Origin of the sequence: Sulfolobus islandicus Y.N.15.51 (genome assembly GCF_000022485.1) — an archaeon.
Classification (GTDB): Archaea; Thermoproteota; Thermoprotei_A; order Sulfolobales; family Sulfolobaceae; genus Saccharolobus; species Saccharolobus islandicus.
The window spans coordinates 2,687,357-2,702,406 of sequence record NC_012623.1 but is presented as its reverse complement, the minus strand read 5'-3'; the positions used below and the strand labels follow the sequence as shown (position 1 = coordinate 2,702,406).

The 15,050-nt window shown below is 37.1% G+C and carries 18 protein-coding genes; 13 read left to right on the top strand and 5 right to left on the bottom strand.

Annotated elements, in window-relative coordinates; genetic code table 11:
* Positions 1-233: 233 nt before the first annotated feature.
* From YN1551_RS14635 to YN1551_RS14625, 3 genes are read right to left on the bottom strand one after another with little or no spacing between them, the layout of a single operon-like run.
* A complete protein-coding gene (locus tag YN1551_RS14635; protein ID WP_012718218.1) occupies positions 234-608 on the bottom strand; it encodes a hotdog fold thioesterase in 375 nt (124 codons plus the stop codon).
* Positions 609-1,358, bottom strand: coding sequence for an enoyl-CoA hydratase-related protein (locus YN1551_RS14630; RefSeq protein ID WP_012714633.1), 750 nt, complete (start codon positions 1,356-1,358; stop codon positions 609-611). It abuts the gene before it with no gap.
* Positions 1,345-2,142: an enoyl-CoA hydratase-related protein gene (locus YN1551_RS14625; RefSeq protein ID WP_012714632.1), complete on the bottom strand. Its 798-nt coding sequence runs from the start codon at positions 2,140-2,142 to the stop codon at positions 1,345-1,347. The genes YN1551_RS14630 and YN1551_RS14625 overlap by 14 nt, the downstream gene beginning before the upstream one ends.
* Positions 2,143-2,203: 61 nt before the next feature.
* Between YN1551_RS14625 and YN1551_RS14620 the strand changes: the two genes are divergently transcribed.
* The 9 genes from YN1551_RS14620 to YN1551_RS14580 all read left to right on the top strand — a co-directional run bounded on the left by YN1551_RS14620 (position 2,204) and on the right by YN1551_RS14580 (position 8,987).
* Positions 2,204-3,367 carry a thiolase domain-containing protein gene (locus YN1551_RS14620; protein WP_012712599.1) on the top strand — a complete coding sequence of 388 codons (1,164 nt, stop codon included), beginning with the start codon at positions 2,204-2,206 and terminating at the stop codon, positions 3,365-3,367.
* A gap of 6 nt (positions 3,368-3,373) precedes the next feature.
* Positions 3,374-3,757: a Zn-ribbon domain-containing OB-fold protein gene (locus YN1551_RS14615; RefSeq protein WP_012714631.1), complete on the top strand. Its 384-nt coding sequence runs from the start codon at positions 3,374-3,376 to the stop codon at positions 3,755-3,757.
* Positions 3,757-5,064 (top strand): phenylacetate--CoA ligase family protein, encoded by a 1,308-nt coding sequence (locus YN1551_RS14610; protein WP_012718217.1) that lies wholly within the window; start codon positions 3,757-3,759, stop codon positions 5,062-5,064. The genes YN1551_RS14615 and YN1551_RS14610 overlap by 1 nt, the downstream gene beginning before the upstream one ends.
* A gap of 54 nt (positions 5,065-5,118) precedes the next feature.
* Positions 5,119-5,481, top strand: coding sequence for a hypothetical protein (locus YN1551_RS14605; protein WP_012718216.1), 363 nt, complete (start codon positions 5,119-5,121; stop codon positions 5,479-5,481).
* A gap of 170 nt (positions 5,482-5,651) precedes the next feature.
* Positions 5,652-5,885: a sulfurtransferase TusA family protein gene (locus YN1551_RS14600; protein WP_012712595.1), complete on the top strand. Its 234-nt coding sequence runs from the start codon at positions 5,652-5,654 to the stop codon at positions 5,883-5,885.
* 12 nt (positions 5,886-5,897) lie between these two features.
* The gene (locus tag YN1551_RS14595) at positions 5,898-7,055 is read left to right on the top strand and encodes an NAD(P)/FAD-dependent oxidoreductase (protein WP_012716849.1); all 1,158 of its coding nucleotides are present in this window, start codon (positions 5,898-5,900) and stop codon (positions 7,053-7,055) included.
* A gap of 1 nt (position 7,056) precedes the next feature.
* The gene (locus YN1551_RS14590) at positions 7,057-7,437 is read left to right on the top strand and encodes a DsrE family protein (RefSeq protein ID WP_012714627.1); all 381 of its coding nucleotides are present in this window, start codon (positions 7,057-7,059) and stop codon (positions 7,435-7,437) included.
* A 2-nt stretch (positions 7,438-7,439) separates the two neighbouring features.
* Positions 7,440-8,564, top strand: a complete 1,125-nt coding sequence (locus tag YN1551_RS14585) for a helical membrane plugin domain-containing protein (RefSeq protein WP_012714626.1) — start codon at positions 7,440-7,442, stop codon at positions 8,562-8,564.
* 69 nt (positions 8,565-8,633) lie between these two features.
* Positions 8,634-8,987 (top strand): hypothetical protein, encoded by a 354-nt coding sequence (locus tag YN1551_RS14580; protein WP_012714625.1) that lies wholly within the window; start codon positions 8,634-8,636, stop codon positions 8,985-8,987.
* Here YN1551_RS14580 and YN1551_RS14575 read toward each other — a convergent pair.
* Entirely contained in the window at positions 8,984-9,220 is a 237-nt protein-coding gene (locus YN1551_RS14575) for a winged helix-turn-helix transcriptional regulator (RefSeq protein WP_016730361.1), read from the bottom strand. The genes YN1551_RS14580 and YN1551_RS14575 overlap by 4 nt on opposite strands.
* Positions 9,221-9,276: 56 nt before the next feature.
* Positions 9,277-9,684, bottom strand: coding sequence for a rhodanese-like domain-containing protein (locus tag YN1551_RS14570; protein WP_012714624.1), 408 nt, complete (start codon positions 9,682-9,684; stop codon positions 9,277-9,279).
* Positions 9,685-9,825: 141 nt separating this feature from the next.
* Between YN1551_RS14570 and YN1551_RS14565 the strand changes: the two genes are divergently transcribed.
* From YN1551_RS14565 to cutA, 4 genes are all read left to right on the top strand, one after another.
* Positions 9,826-11,220: a SelD-related putative sulfur metabolism protein gene (locus YN1551_RS14565; protein WP_012718215.1), complete on the top strand. Its 1,395-nt coding sequence runs from the start codon at positions 9,826-9,828 to the stop codon at positions 11,218-11,220.
* A 205-nt stretch (positions 11,221-11,425) separates the two neighbouring features.
* A complete protein-coding gene (cutB, locus tag YN1551_RS14560; protein ID WP_012714622.1) occupies positions 11,426-12,274 on the top strand; it encodes a glyceraldehyde dehydrogenase subunit beta in 849 nt (282 codons plus the stop codon).
* A complete protein-coding gene (cutC, locus tag YN1551_RS14555) occupies positions 12,275-12,766 on the top strand; it encodes a glyceraldehyde dehydrogenase subunit gamma (RefSeq protein WP_012714621.1) in 492 nt (163 codons plus the stop codon).
* On the top strand, positions 12,763-15,012 hold the full coding sequence (gene cutA / locus YN1551_RS14550) for a glyceraldehyde dehydrogenase subunit alpha (RefSeq protein ID WP_012718214.1): 2,250 nt from the start codon (positions 12,763-12,765) through the stop codon (positions 15,010-15,012). The genes cutC and cutA overlap by 4 nt, the downstream gene beginning before the upstream one ends.
* Positions 15,013-15,050 lie beyond the last annotated feature (38 nt).

Below are 15,050 nucleotides of genomic sequence, written 5' to 3'. Positions count from 1 at the left end.
GGGTTCAAAGCGAATTAAGGTCCTTAGCACACTCAGCCCAACAGCTCCCATTACTAACACTAGATTTAACTCCCTTTTAGCCCCCGTTGCAGCTATTATGAAAAAGACTATATATAAGATAATGTTGTTATTAACCTAAATTTATATAAGGGATCTCATCTTAGAGTAAGAGTGTAAAATATGACTTTGCAAACACGTCTTAAAAGCAAAATAGGTCAATGGCGACATTTTCTTCACTTTCTATCGTCTAGATGGAAAACTAAAGCAGTAACGTATGCTACAAGTTTTCCCTCTTCATTTTTTACAATTATTCTATATAGAGAAGTAGTTTTTCCGGTACTCTCCTCAAATGCCTCTGCTATAACTTTCTCTCCTTCTTTTACAAGTCTTCTAAAATCAATATCCATATGTAAGGCTACTGAATCACGGGTAAAGTTACTAACGTACTCGAAAGCGGCATCAGCAATAGCGAAGATAAACGAGCCATGGGCAGTGTTATGCACGTTTAGGAAATCTTTAGTTATAACTCCAGAAACTCTAGCATAACCTTCCCTTATCTCCTCTAATTCTATGTCAAGAAATTTAAGGAAAGGACTTTCTTTCAGCATTTAAATTCCCTTAAATTTAGGCTCTCTTTTCTCTTTGAACGATGATATACCTTCTTTAAAATCTTCCGTTTTGCCTAAATAACCTTGTATGGCGGATTCGTACTCTAAGAACCTTTCTAGATCATTATATAATACTAGATTAGCCATCCTCTTTGCAGCAATATAAGACTGAAATGGTCCATTATTTATTCTATTCGCCATCTCCTCAGCATCGTGAAGCGGATTTTCTGATACCTTCAATAGGCCCCATCTCTCAGCCTCTTCAGCAGTGAATTCCCCACCTAGGACAGCTATTTCATAAGCTCTTTGATCTCTAGTCAACTTCAAAAGGAAATAGGCTACTCCAGTATCTGAAGCTAGCCCAAGTCTTTGAAATGCAGTAACGAATTTCACATCACGCTTGGCGAATTTAAAATCTGTAGATAAGCTTATTCCTATACAAGCTCCAGCTGTAATGCCATTTATTGCAGCTATATAGATTTTATCTGAGAAACGAATCTCCCTAATTATTGGATAAAATGTCTCCCGTAAGTCTATGGCGAAATCCGGAGCGAACTCATTTACGTCAGCTCCCACACAAAATGCCCTTCCTTCTCCAGTTACTATTACAGTCCTAATTTTCGGATCCGCGTTAATTTGCTTAAGTTTTGATATAAATTCATTTCTCATTTGCAAGTTCAATGCATTTAGTTTATCAGCTCTACTCATTGTGACTATTGCATAACCTTCCCTACTCTCAACTTTTATCATTCTCCCACCTGGGCTTTCTCTTCTCTAAAAACGCTCTCATACCTTCTTTAGCTTCCTCCGAGCTTAAAGCCAAATAGAAATTCCTTCTTTCGAAATCCAATCCTTGTTGTAGTAAGGTATCCCACGCTTTGGCAACAGCCTCTTTGGCTAACATCGAGGATATCATTGGTTTTTCAGCTATTTCCTTTGCTAACCTAATTGCCTCGTCAATTAACGCATTATCTGGTACTACCTTGTTCACTAAACCGTATCTTTCCGCTTCTTTAGAGTCAATTAACTTCCCAGTGAGTACTAGCTCCATAGCCTTATACTTTCCTAATACCCTAGTTAATCTCTGAGTTCCCCCTGCTCCTGGCATGATTCCTAAGTTTATTTCCGGTTGACCTAATTTTGCAGATTCTGAAGCAATTATGATATCACAAGCCATTGCCAATTCCAGCCCACCTCCAGCTGTAATGCCATTTAATGCAGCTATCACTGGTTTTTTAAATGTCCTCAATTTTTCCCATAATGGCATATGACCCTTTTTCATTATCTCCTCGAGAGGTGTTTCCAGCATTTCTTTAACATCTGCTCCAGCAGAAAACGCTTTACCATTTCCTGTTATTATTATGACCTTAATCTTGTCATCACTATCTAACTTATTCAAGGCATCAACTAATTCATCAACCATCTGGAAATTGATTGCATTTAACTTATCTGGTCTGTTAAGTTTTATAATTGCTATATTTTCTCTAGCTTCTATTTGTATTGTACTATACATATATATGTAATTCACCCGCATATAGTACTATTCACAAAAGTTTATATAGTTTAGTATTGTAAGAAATCTTGGTTAGTCCAATATGACAAGAAGAGTCGCTGTAATAGGAGTAGGTAATTCAAAATTCGGGAGAAGAGATGACGTTTCCGTTCAAGAGTTAGCTTGGGAATCTATTAAAGAAGCATTAAATGATAGTGGCGTATCTCAAACTGATATAGAACTAGTCGTTGTAGGTAGTACTGCTTATAGGGGTATAGAATTATACCCTGCTCCAATTGTTGCTGAATACTCTGGATTGACAGGGAAGGTTCCCTTACGTGTAGAGGCAATGTGTGCAACGGGATTAGCCGCAAGCTTATCTGCATATACCGCTGTCGCTTCAGGCTTAGTTGATATGGCAATTGCTGTAGGAGTTGATAAGATGACTGAAGTTGACACTTCAACATCGTTGGCAATAGGAGGTAGAGGGGGTAATTATCAATGGGAATACCACTTTTATGGAACCACCTTCCCAACCTATTACGCCCTTTATGCCACAAGACATATGGCAGTTTATGGTACGACTGAAGAGCAGATGGCTCTAGTTTCGGTAAAAGCGCATAAGTACGGTGCAATGAACCCTAAAGCCCACTTTCAAAAACCAGTCACCGTAGAAGAAGTTCTCAAGTCCAGAGCAATCTCATGGCCAATAAAGCTACTTGACTCTTGTCCCATAAGTGATGGTTCGGCCACTGCAATATTTGCATCAGAGGAGAAAGTGAAGGAATTGAAAATTGATTCCCCGGTTTGGATAACTGGAATTGGCTATGCGAATGACTACGCTTACGTTGCAAGAAGGGGAGAGTGGGTTGGATTTAAAGCGACTCAATTGGCGGCAAGGCAAGCTTATAACATGGCTAAGGTAACTCCTAACGATATTGAAGTAGCAACAGTACATGACGCATTTACAATTGCTGAGATAATGGGATATGAAGATTTAGGTTTTACAGAAAAGGGAAAGGGAGGCAAGTTCATAGAAGAGGGGCAAAGCGAGAAAGGAGGCAAAGTAGGAGTGAATTTATTCGGTGGTCTAAAAGCTAAGGGACATCCATTAGGGGCTACTGGACTTTCGATGATTTACGAGATAACTAAACAATTGAGGGATGAGGCTGACAAATTACAACAGCCTCTTAAAAAGTATATCGGGCTTGTCCACAATGTAGGCGGTACTGGTCACTTTGCATATGTTATGGTTTTAAGAAGGTGATCTTGAATGCAAGTAGACGCAATACCGTTATCAATAAAGTACAAGATTAAGTACCCCGACGAATTTATTGAAGCTGTAAAGCGAGGGGAAATCGTAGCTACTAGATGTAAGAATTGCGGTTCGGTCTACTTTCCCCCTCAAAAGGATTGTTACAATTGTGGCAAGAACGAGATGGAGTGGATTAAGGTATCTAATGAGGGTGAAATAATGACATATAGTATAGTATCTCAGAAACCCCAAGGTTTCGAAAATTATGAGGATTACATTATAGGAATAGTGAGGGCGAAAGATGGGATAAATCTAATGGCGTGGATTAAAGGCCAGCCTAAGGTGGGTGGTAAGGTAAGACTAATTACGGATGGCACGAGAATAATTGGCGAGGTGGTTTGATGAGCCTTAAGTTAACTTATAACGAGGTAGATCCCAAGGCATTAACTAAGGAAGAGGTTAGAGAGGTTCAGAGATTTAGACTTAGGAGTTTAATCAAGAGAGTTTATGAAAATTCCCCATATTATCATAAGTTGTTTAAAGAAAGGGGATTAACGCCAGATGATATAAAAGCCCCAGAAGATTTGGTTAAACTTCCTTTTACATATAAGGATGATCTAAGGAGGCATGCTTATCCACATGGTGGTGATTTCTTAGCAGTACCTTTTGAAAATTTAGTTGGATGGCACATGACGTCTGGGACGACGGGAATTCCTACAGTAAACGCTTACACCTGGAGTGACGTTGAAGTGTGGTCGAACCTCGTGGCAAGAAGTCTAGTCGCTGCCGGAGTTACAAAGAACGATATTGTTATGAACATTTATGGTTACGGGCTATTCACTGGTGGGATAGGTTTGCATCAAGGTATTCAGAGAATAGGTGCAAAGGTAATGCCGTGGAGTACCGGTAGAACAGAAGCGTTAGCTAGAGCATTAAAGGATTTTAAAACTACTGTAATAACTGGTACTCCCTCTTACGAATTACTAGTTGCTGAGACTCTGCGTAAACTTAACATAGATGCTGAGAAGGAATTGCAACTTAGGCTAGCAATTCCCGGTGCTGAGGCGATGACGAAAGAGATGTTGGAGAGAATTGAGGATGAATTAAGCCTAAAGACTAGGGGAGGAAGAGCATTAGAAATTTATGGTTTGACTGAAGCTTTAGGACCAGGAGTTGCGCAAGAGTGTCCAGACGATAATCACGAATGGTTACATATATGGACTGATCATTATTTGGTTGAGATTATTGACCCAGAGACCGGTGAGAGAGTTTCTGAAGATAAAGAAGGAGAAATGGTGATAACTACGCTTAGTAAAGAGGCGATGCCACTAATCCGATATAGGACAAGAGATATCACTAGTCTTATTGAAAGCGATGATGAAATACCGTTTCCTAAGATCAGAATGTTAAAGGGGAGATTAGATGATGTTATATTCTATAAAGGGGTTAAGCTTTTCCCTACTGCTATTGCTAATGTTTTAATGTCTTACGAGGAAGTGAAAGAGTTTCAAATAGTTGTCGATAAGACTAATAGAGAGAATAGATTAATAATTAAAGTAGAAACTGAAAAACCATCAGAAAAGTTAGTTGAAAAACTGATAGAAGAAATTAGAACAGTAGCATTTGTAACGCCAGAAGTGGAGTTTGTAAGTTTGGGCACATTGCCTAGATTTGAGGGTAAATCTAAGAGGGTAGTTATTAAAGAGTAATTTATAATAAGCAAAAATAGTTAATTTTAAAACTAATTAAGAGAAATAATAAACATGACTAAACTTCTTTTCGTAATAATGGATGATCCAAATAATCTATCTGAATCCATAAGGGCAGCTCATGCCCTACATTATGCAGTAGAGCTTAAGAAAGAAGGACATGAGGTTTACGTCTATTTTGATGGATTAGGTACTAAAATACCAGTATCTGAAAGTCCCTATAAAGGATTAAGACCGGCCTATGAAAAGGCGTTAAGAGAAGGCATTGTATTAGGTGTGTGTGGTTATTGCGCATCTCCACCTCATTTGAACATTAGGGATAAACTATCTAACACAATAAAATTGATTGGAGATGAGGAACATCATTACGCTTTCACTGATTTGATTAACAAAGATTTCCAGCTTATAATTTCATAATGTAGTTTTATGTATAATTATATACAGTATAGAAATACTTAAATTTAAAAACATTTGTAATTTTAGGTATAACTAAATTAAGTAATAACATTCTTGAAAAAATATATTGTTGAAATAAACGTAATATTTATAAAGTATGAATGTAACATAGAATATAGGTGAGTCAAAAATTGAGTAGTCTTAAGATATATAAGGAGCTTGATCTAACTAGTTCTTCATGTGCTGGGCCTATTGGTGAGTTGTCTAGTGTTGTTGATGAGTTGAGGGAGGGCGAAGCAGTTAAGGTTATTTTGGGTGATGATGCTACTAAAAAGGACATTACTTTGTGGAGTAAGAAGAGGGGTTTAAAGATCGTCCAAGAATCGCAAGAAGGTAGCAAATACGTGTTATTGATAAGTAAATAGGAGATGAAGTAAATGGCTAAAAGGATTATAATAGCAGGAGGAAACGTTGCGGGTACGATTGTAGCAAACAGATTAGTTCAAAAGCTAGAACACGAGGTTAATAGAGGAGACGTTGAAATAGTAGCGTTAAATAAATCAGATGAGCACATCTATTTGCCAGGACAACTATTAGTTGGTTTTGGTCTCGAAACTCCAGGTGAATTAGTTAGAAAAGAGAGCGAATTACTGGATCCTAGAATCAAATTCCTACATGGAGAGAAGGGTACGATTAGTAAGATAGATGTTGCTAATCATTCAGTTCAAACCGCGGATGGAGCGTCACATAACTATGACTACTTGGTAATAACTACGGGTGTGGATTACACATGGGACGAGATTCCAGGCTATAGATCTGCTGCACATACGGTATACGAGTATGATGCTGCTATTAAAATGAGGGAAGCACTGGAGAAATTTGATGGAGGTACAATTGTTGTTAACACGGCAAAACTACCTCATAGATGCCCAGTAGCTCCATTAGAAGTTACATTAATTTTGGACGATTATTTAAGAAAGAGAGGGATTAGGGATAAAACTAAAATAATTTACACATATCCCGTTCAAGGAGTATTTGGTAGGCCGATAACTAACAAGTTTATGCTGAGATTATTTGAACAAAGAGGAATAGAGGTTCACTCACCATTTACGGTAACCAGTGTTGATCCTAGTAACAAAGTTATAGAATCCCAAGAAGGTGAGAAGTTAAAGTTCGATATGCTGATTGGCATACCGCCCAATATGGGTGCTAAGGTTATTGAGGACTCTGGAATAGGTGATAGAAGGAGATGGGTTCCAACAGACAAATTTACACTTAGAATGAAGGATCACTCTAACGTTTACGTAATGGGTGATGCTACTGATTTGCCAGTTTCTAAGGCAGGTTCAACTGCAGATTTCGAATCTTATGTTGTTGCTCACAATATTGCAAACGACATAAAGGGTAATCTTGGAGTTAAACACTATGGAGGAGATGTTCTATGCTATATAGCTACTGGCACTGATCAAGCGACTTACATAAGATTCAGCTATACTATGAACGAGAGTCCACCACCACCTTCATATGTACATTGGTGGGGAAAGATAATGTACAATAAGATGTACTGGACTGTTACAGCTAAAGCTGTGGTTTAAGATGAAGACTGGTATCATAGTGGGCTCAAATGAACGTTCAAGATTAACATATGCCGCAATGAGTACAGTTATAGTATCATCTATTGGTGATGAAGTTTACGTCTTTTTGACAATGGATGCAGTTAAGGGGTTTACTAAAAATCCAGAAGTAAAGAGTGAAGACATATCTTCTAAGACTATGGTTGAGAAAAAAGAAGAAGATTATATAAGTTTATTTAGAAAAGCTAAGAAGAGCGGTAAGGTTAAAATATACGCTTGCTCTTATGCTAGCAAATTATTTGGATATACCAAAGATGACTATAGTGACATAGTTGATGAAATAGCTGGCATAACTACATTTAGTATGGATGTTGAAGGTGGACAAATAATTTCGGTGTGGTGAACATGCAGACTATTAACCTTGAGAAGATTGCTTCAAAAATTGATGAAAAGAAGATAGATGAATTGGCAGAGCTCGTAGACTTAACCCCAGCTCTTAATGAGGCTTTAAAAAAGGTTAATGAGCTTAAGGAATCGGGTGCATTAGATGCCATAGTGAATTCTGCTTATGTTGTTAAGACCTTTCGTGATATGTTGAACGATGAGGCCATACAAAGTTTAGGGAACATAGTTTCCTCACTTTTAGAGTTTGGCAAGGCTATCTCTAAGCCAAAAATCTTTGAAAATATGATGGCAATTATGGATAATTCAGATGTGTTAGCAGATTTCGTTAATAAACTGAAGATACTAAAAGAAGATGGTACTTTAGACGTTTTAGTTAACATGGTATATACAGTAAGAACGCTTCGTGACATGTTAAATGATGAGGCTATCCAGAACCTGGCCTCTACAGTTTCTTCTTCATTAGAGGTTATGAAACTTATAACTCAAAAGGCTGAGCCAGTAAAGGTGCTATTGGATAAATCTAGTGTCATTAACGATCTCTTAGCGAGATTGGAAGATATGAAAAATGATGGTACTTTAGACGTTTTAATGAATTCTGCTTATGTTGTTAAGACCTTTCGTGATATGTTGAACGATGAGGCTATACAAAGTTTAGGAAGGTACATTTCCAATTCTTTAGAAATAATAAAGGAAATTGACGATGATACTTTAAAATCCATAAAGTCGACTGTGAAGAAAATGAGACTCATAGAAAACGTTTTAAATAAAGTAGAGGAATTGGATAGAAATGGGGCACTAGATGTTGCCTTTGATATAGCCTATGTAGCAAAGACTTTACGAGATATGCTGAATGATGAGGCTATCACTCATCTATCTAGTTATGTATCTCAGTTCTTAGAGGTCTACCCAAAGGCTATGGATTTCTTTGAGATAACCCTTAGCAATGTGCCATATAGAATGATGAGGGCTATCGCTTCTGAAGAGGTAAAGAAGACTTTAGAGTCACCACCACGAGTTTCCTTAGGAGGTATTATTAGGTTATTATCTGATCCAGAAATTCAGAGAGGCTTAGGAGTGATCTTTACTGTAATTAGAGCTATAGGAAAGGAATTTAGTACTAAGTAGGTTTTTTTCCTAATTTTTCTAACTCTATTGATCACAAAATATTTAAGAAATGTTTTGAAATAGAGGCTTATGAGAATAGCTTTAACATATGATAAGTCACAAGAATTAAAACCTCTCGACGAAGCGGAAATTATAGGAATCATTGATGAGGAGAAAAGGGAAGTTGAACAGTATGAGAACCCTGGAGTAGGTAGCAAAGAGGCTACCATGTCAGTAATTTTAGATCTAAATGTAGATGCAATAGTGGTAGGCCCGAAGTTCTTATGCCCCGGTTCTTATATGATGTCGTACGGTAGACTAAGATATATTCCTACAAAATATGGAAATCTCAAGGAAGTATTGGAGCATTTAGAGGAGATAAAGAAAAACATGAAGGAAGAATTAGAAGAAGAAATGTATGCAGAAGAAATAGAAGAGTTTTAATCGTTAAACAGTTTATAGCACTCGTCTACCTCATATACTGAGTACATTCTTTCTCTTGCGTCATCTAAACAAGGTAGTGTTTTTATTAGGCCTTTTTCCCTAAGTACTCTTAGAGCATATCTTAACGTACGTGTAGGTAATTTAGTTTGCTCCTGCAATTCTTTAAATCTAATTACCTTCTTTTCCAAGATAACCTTTAATACAAGTTTTGCTGAGGGCGGAAGTCTTTCCATCATTTTATGTTTTTATTCATATTTCTTAAGACTTTCGCTATATGCAAAAAGTAGCTTCATCTTAAATTTTTAGTTAGTAATTTATACCATAATGTGCCATTATCATCCATTCCTTTTTCAACTTCATAGCCCATCATCATCCACAATTCTATTCCACCTAACATATTGTAAACTTTTACTTCTTTAAACAGAGAAGGTTTAGTATAAACTAGCCATGTAGACCTATTTGCGTGTTCACATATAATCCCTATATTACTTTTGTTTAACATTAACTGAAATAAGTCTTCAAAGTAATCCAAAGGTAATAATATTGATCCCGGTATATGGTGATCTTCGTATTCCCACGGTTGTCTAATATCAATTAGTTGAATTTCCTTATTCTTGACAAGTTTTCTAATTACCGATGGCGGTACGTTTTGTATATTAGGATAAAAAGGGGACCTTCTCTCGGTTATTAACATCATAATCTAAACCTTTTATTGAGAATTTAAATTTGTTGGAATTTTTGATTTTCAAAACTACTTTTATTTAAAATGAAAGTTACAAAAATGTATAAACATTATGATAGCTAACTTTTTATTTTCTTAGGAGAATATGCTAACTTGATGGCTATTGATAAGCTGATTGATAAATTTAGAGTTAATTTAGATAAGTACAAAAAAATGGGACTGAATCCATTATCCCTCGCAACCGGTTGTGCAGTAAAAGTAGATCTAATAGATACAGTTTACCCAGCCATACATAAGATAAGAGATGAGCTGGTTAGAAGAAATATAGAAATACTACCTAGAGAAGACGCTGATATTTTCGTAAGCAGAGAGAAAATTTATATAAAGAGAGTAATAAACGGTGGGGAATTTGATGCGGATAGGGCTGTTAGCCTTATTCAAGTCAATCAGGAGACTTCAGGGAATCCAGATAAATTCGCTGAGTTTCTACTGAAAGTTTACACTTCGATAAAAACTAGCAGAAAGCTCACAATAGGTAAAGGACATTCAATAGTTACCTCAAATCCCAAGGGTGAAGTGGCAGTATTGGATCTGTTCAGACTTGATGGAGGAAAGGAGAAATCTTACACTGTTGCAAATAATGATACGATTCAAATAGTAGATCCCTTGGATGATCCAGGATCTCAGATGCAAGTCGATGTTGCCATTTCCAATTCTCTAAATGATCTTTTCACTAAGGGCGTTTTTCAAGATTTAAGAATGATCCCCGTTGTTGATGCTCCAACTGATGATCTAAAGCAACAATTGCTAAGAAATGCTGAAAATTACTCTAGAGAGTATTCAATTGAATTATTAAGTGACGTTCAACCCAATTCCAAGACGTTGATGATAGGAGCTACTGTAATAGGTAAGTCCGATCACGAATTACCGACATACTACAATATGGTTAATGAGAATATGGAAATCTTAGTGACTAGACCAGTTGGTGAATTAACGCCAATAAACGTCTTTATGTGGATGCTGACTGTACCAGAGCTAATAGAAGATATGGAAGCTAGGGGAATTACCATACAGAGAGTGGAAGAAGCTAAGAAAAAGGCTCTAAATTACATGAGAGAACCTAATACTGAGATAGCTAAGATAATATATGATCATCTACCACCATTTGGAGGGACAATTGACGAAAACTCTCATATAGCTATGACCACTGATGTTACTGGTCCAGGGTTATTTGTGATAAAGGAATTTGCTGAAAAGGCACAAGTAGATGTAGAGCTGTTCGATATCCCAGTAATAGACCCAGATATACATGAATTCGCAACAGAGAATTTTATCATACCAAATTCTACTGCAGGGACAAATGGGGCTATAGTTATTTTTGCTCATAAGAAGGTTATTGATGAAATTTTCGATGAGTTGAAGAGAAAGTCGCTAGAGCCTCACATTATAGGTAAGGTTATAGGTAAGGGAAATGGTACTGTTATAGTCCCACCAACTATTACAAAGTACATTCATAGAAACAATGTGTTAAGACAGTTCAAAATAAAGTGAAATATTTCTCTAGAAAAATATTTCTCATCGCATATATTTAATCTTTTTATCTATGTTAATGTAAAATGTTCAACTATTGGTTTTTATATTAGAACTCTCCTTGTGACTTAGATGTAGAAAAATAAAGAAACATTTTATTACCTAATATTCCTACCTAAACATTTTTTACGTGATAAAATAAATAGCTAAAAGTACAATATAATATGTGTATCCGCCAGATTTTACATATGTTAGGGTCAGTAGCACTGAGGAAGCTACAAAATTCCTAGAGTCTCACGAAGATGCAAGGCCTCTAGCTGGAGGGCAGAGTCTAATTCCAATGCTTAAACTTCGTGTAATATCGCCCAATTACATAGTTGACCTAAATCCTGTAACGTCATTAAGTTATGTAAGAAGTTCATATAATTCAACTAGAATCGGCGCTTTAACTCGATATAATGAAATACTAAAGAACGATCTAGTAAAGGTAAACGTGCCATTACTTCACCAAGCAGTTAAGGTTGTAGGAGATATGCAAGTTAGAAACTTAGGTACTATTGGTGGTAGCGCTGCAAATGCTGATCCATCTGCTGATATGCCCACTGTACTTACTGCGTTAAATGCTGAAATTGTTTTATTATCGGCATCTGGCAATAGATCAGTCAACGCTCTAGATTTCTTCAAAGGTGCATTTACCACAGATTTAAGAAAAGGTGAAATTATATCTGAAATTGTTTTACCAAACTTGGAGGGATATCGAACAATTTATAAAAAAATTGTCAGAAGAGCTGGAGATTTTGCACTTGTATCCCTAGCATTAGCCATAAAATTAAGGCAAAATGAGATAGAGGATATTAGATTAGCCTATGGTGGAGTTGGGGAGAGACCATTCAGAGCATTAGAAGTTGAAAAAAGTGTAACAAGTAAAAGGCTAAATGATGAGTTAATAGAGGAAATTGTAAGTAAGGTTTCAAGTCAAGTAAATCCCCCTTCCGATACTAGGGGGAGTTCTTGGTATAGGAGGGAACTTATGAAGGTTATAACTAGAAAAGCCTTAAAGGAGGTGTTAAGTTAAATGTTAATGGTTAATCAAGGAGAGAAAGTTAAAATAAAAGTTAAGGTAAATGGAGTATTGTATGAGAGATACGTAAGTCCAAGGATGTTGTTAGTGGACTTCTTAAGGGAAGAGTTAGGTTTAACGGGAACAAAAATCGGTTGTGATACTACGACTTGCGGCGCATGTACAGTTATACTAAACGGCAAATCAGTGAAATCTTGTACATTGTTTGCAGTACAAGCTGATGGTGCGGAAATAACTACAATTGAGGGTCTCTCAGTAGATTCTAAACTTCATCCAATTCAAGAGGCGTTCAAGGAAAATTTCGCTCTTCAGTGTGGTTTCTGTACACCGGGAATGATAATGCAGACGTATTTCTTATTAAAGGAAAATCCAAATCCTTCTGAAGAGGAGGTTAGGGATGGACTTCACGGTAATATTTGTAGGTGTACTGGATATCAAAACATTGTTAAGGCAGTTTTAGATGCTGCAAGGAGGTTAAGAACATGAGCTACGTGGGTAAACCAATAAAAAGACTATACGATGATAAGTTCGTGACTGGTAAAAGTACATACGTTGACGATATAAGGATACCAGCCCTATATGCCGGCTTTGTTAGGAGCACTTATCCTCATGCAATCATTAAGAGAATTGATATTAGAGACGCATTAAAGGTTAATGGTATAGTTGCAGTATTTACTGCAAAGGAAATCAACCCCTTATTAAAGGGTGGAATTAGACCTTGGCCAACGTATATAGATATAAGATCATTTAGGTATAGTGAGAGGAAGGCGTTTCCAAACAATAAGGTTAAATACGTAGGCGAACCAGTTGCAATTGTTCTTGGCCAAGATAAGTATAGTGTTAGGGATGCCATAGATAAGGTGGTAGTTGATTATGAACCCTTAAAACCAGTAACTAAAATGGAAGAAGCGGAGAAAGATCAAGTGATAATCCATGAAGAGTTAAAGACTAATATATCTTATAAGATTCCATTTAAAGCAGGAGAAGTAGATAAGGCGTTTAACGAAGCCGATAAGGTAGTTAGAGTTGAGGCCATAAATGAAAGATTAATTCCTAATCCTATGGAACCTAGGGGAATAGTGGCTAGATATGAAGCAGGTACACTGTCAGTATGGTATTCTACGCAAGTACCCCACTATATGCGTTCAGAATTTTCCAGAATACTTGGTATACCCGAAAGTAAGATAAAGGTTAGCATGCCGGATGTTGGGGGTGCCTTTGGAGCTAAAGTTCATTTAATGCCAGAAGAACTAGCAGTTGTAGCTTCATCAGTCATTTTAGGAAGGCCAGTGAGATGGACGGCTACCAGAAGTGAGGAAATGTTAGCCAGTGAAGCTAGGCATAATGTTTTCACTGGTGAGGTAGCAGTTAAAAGAGATGGTACCATTTTAGGTATCAAGGGTAAATTGTTACTAGATCTAGGAGCTTATATAACAGTAACTGCTGGAATCCAACCATTGATAATACCAATGATGATACCCGGTCCCTACAAGATACGTAACTTAAATATTGAAAGTGTTGCAGTTTACACCAATACTCCCCCAATTACTATGTACAGAGGAGCTAGTAGACCAGAAGCAACATATATAATTGAAAGGATAATGAGTACAGTAGCTGACGAGTTAGGCTTAGACGATGTTAGTATTAGGGAAAAGAATCTAGTCACTGAATTACCATATGCAAATCCATTTGGTTTAAGGTACGATAGTGGAGACTATGTGGGATTATTAAGAGAAGGCGTAAAGAGGTTAGGTTATTACGAACTTAAGAAGTGGGCTGAAGAGGAGAGAAAGAAAGGGCATAGGGTTGGAGTAGGGTTAGCATATTATCTGGAGATATGCAGTTTTGGTCCGTGGGAATATGCTGAAGTTAGAGTGGATGAGAGGGGAGATGTATTAGTAATAACTGGTACTACACCACATGGACAAGGAACGGAAACTGCCATAGCTCAAATAGTCGCTGATGCATTGCAAATAGATATAAGCAGGGTTAGGGTAATATGGGGAGATACTGATACTGTTGCAGCTAGTATGGGAACTTACGGTTCAAGATCTGTAACAATAGGCGGCTCTGCAGCGATTAAAGTTGCGGAAAAGATTTTGGATAAGATGAAGAGAATCGCTGCATCTACTTGGAATGTCGATGTTCAAGAAGTTCAATATGAAAAAGGAGAGTTCAAGTTAAGGAGTGACCCAAGTAAGAGGATGAGTTGGGACGATGTTGCTAATATAGCTTATAGAAGTCATGATCCGGGACTGGTAGAGAAGATAATATACGAGAACGATGTAACTTTCCCATATGGAGTCCATATAGCGACAGTGGAAGTGGATGATACTGGAATTGCTAGAGTGTTGGAGTATAGAGCGTACGACGATATTGGAAATGTTGTAAATCCAGCATTAGCAGAGGCACAAATTCATGGAGGAGGTGTTCAAGCTGTTGGGCAAGCACTATATGAACAAGCCTTGCTTAACGAGAATGGCCAATTAATCGTAACTTACGCTGACTATTATGTTCCTACAGCTGTCGAGGTGCCTAAGTTCACCTCAATATTTGCTGATCAATATCATCCATCTAACTATCCAACTGGAAGTAAAGGAGTTGGTGAAGCTGCATTGATAGTAGGTCCAGCAGTAATAATTAGAGCATTGGAGGACGCCGTTGGTGCCAGATTCACCAAAACTCCAACTACTCCAGAGGAAATTATGAAGGCAATCATGAGTAAAAGATAATAACTTCTCTCTTAATTATTTTTTAGGAATATAATTAA

Bases quoted from the DNA above. Each gene is read 5' to 3' on its own strand.
- YN1551_RS14635 (WP_012718218.1), bottom strand. From the start codon at position 608: ATGCTGAAAGAAAGTCCTTTCCTTAAATTTCTTGACATAGAATTAGAG.
- YN1551_RS14630 (WP_012714633.1), bottom strand. From the start codon at position 1,358: ATGATAAAAGTTGAGAGTAGGGAAGGTTATGCAATAGTCACAATGAGT.
- YN1551_RS14625 (WP_012714632.1), bottom strand. From the start codon at position 2,142: ATGCGGGTGAATTACATATATATGTATAGTACAATACAAATAGAAGCT.
- YN1551_RS14620 (WP_012712599.1), top strand. From the start codon at position 2,204: ATGACAAGAAGAGTCGCTGTAATAGGAGTAGGTAATTCAAAATTCGGG.
- YN1551_RS14615 (WP_012714631.1), top strand. From the start codon at position 3,374: ATGCAAGTAGACGCAATACCGTTATCAATAAAGTACAAGATTAAGTAC.
- YN1551_RS14610 (WP_012718217.1), top strand. From the start codon at position 3,757: ATGAGCCTTAAGTTAACTTATAACGAGGTAGATCCCAAGGCATTAACT.
- YN1551_RS14605 (WP_012718216.1), top strand. From the start codon at position 5,119: ATGACTAAACTTCTTTTCGTAATAATGGATGATCCAAATAATCTATCT.
- YN1551_RS14595 (WP_012716849.1), top strand. From the start codon at position 5,898: ATGGCTAAAAGGATTATAATAGCAGGAGGAAACGTTGCGGGTACGATT.
- YN1551_RS14590 (WP_012714627.1), top strand. From the start codon at position 7,057: ATGAAGACTGGTATCATAGTGGGCTCAAATGAACGTTCAAGATTAACA.
- YN1551_RS14585 (WP_012714626.1), top strand. From the start codon at position 7,440: ATGCAGACTATTAACCTTGAGAAGATTGCTTCAAAAATTGATGAAAAG.
- YN1551_RS14580 (WP_012714625.1), top strand. From the start codon at position 8,634: ATGAGAATAGCTTTAACATATGATAAGTCACAAGAATTAAAACCTCTC.
- YN1551_RS14575 (WP_016730361.1), bottom strand. From the start codon at position 9,220: ATGGAAAGACTTCCGCCCTCAGCAAAACTTGTATTAAAGGTTATCTTG.
- YN1551_RS14570 (WP_012714624.1), bottom strand. From the start codon at position 9,684: ATGATGTTAATAACCGAGAGAAGGTCCCCTTTTTATCCTAATATACAA.
- YN1551_RS14565 (WP_012718215.1), top strand. From the start codon at position 9,826: ATGGCTATTGATAAGCTGATTGATAAATTTAGAGTTAATTTAGATAAG.
- cutC (WP_012714621.1), top strand. From the start codon at position 12,275: ATGTTAATGGTTAATCAAGGAGAGAAAGTTAAAATAAAAGTTAAGGTA.
- cutA (WP_012718214.1), top strand. From the start codon at position 12,763: ATGAGCTACGTGGGTAAACCAATAAAAAGACTATACGATGATAAGTTC.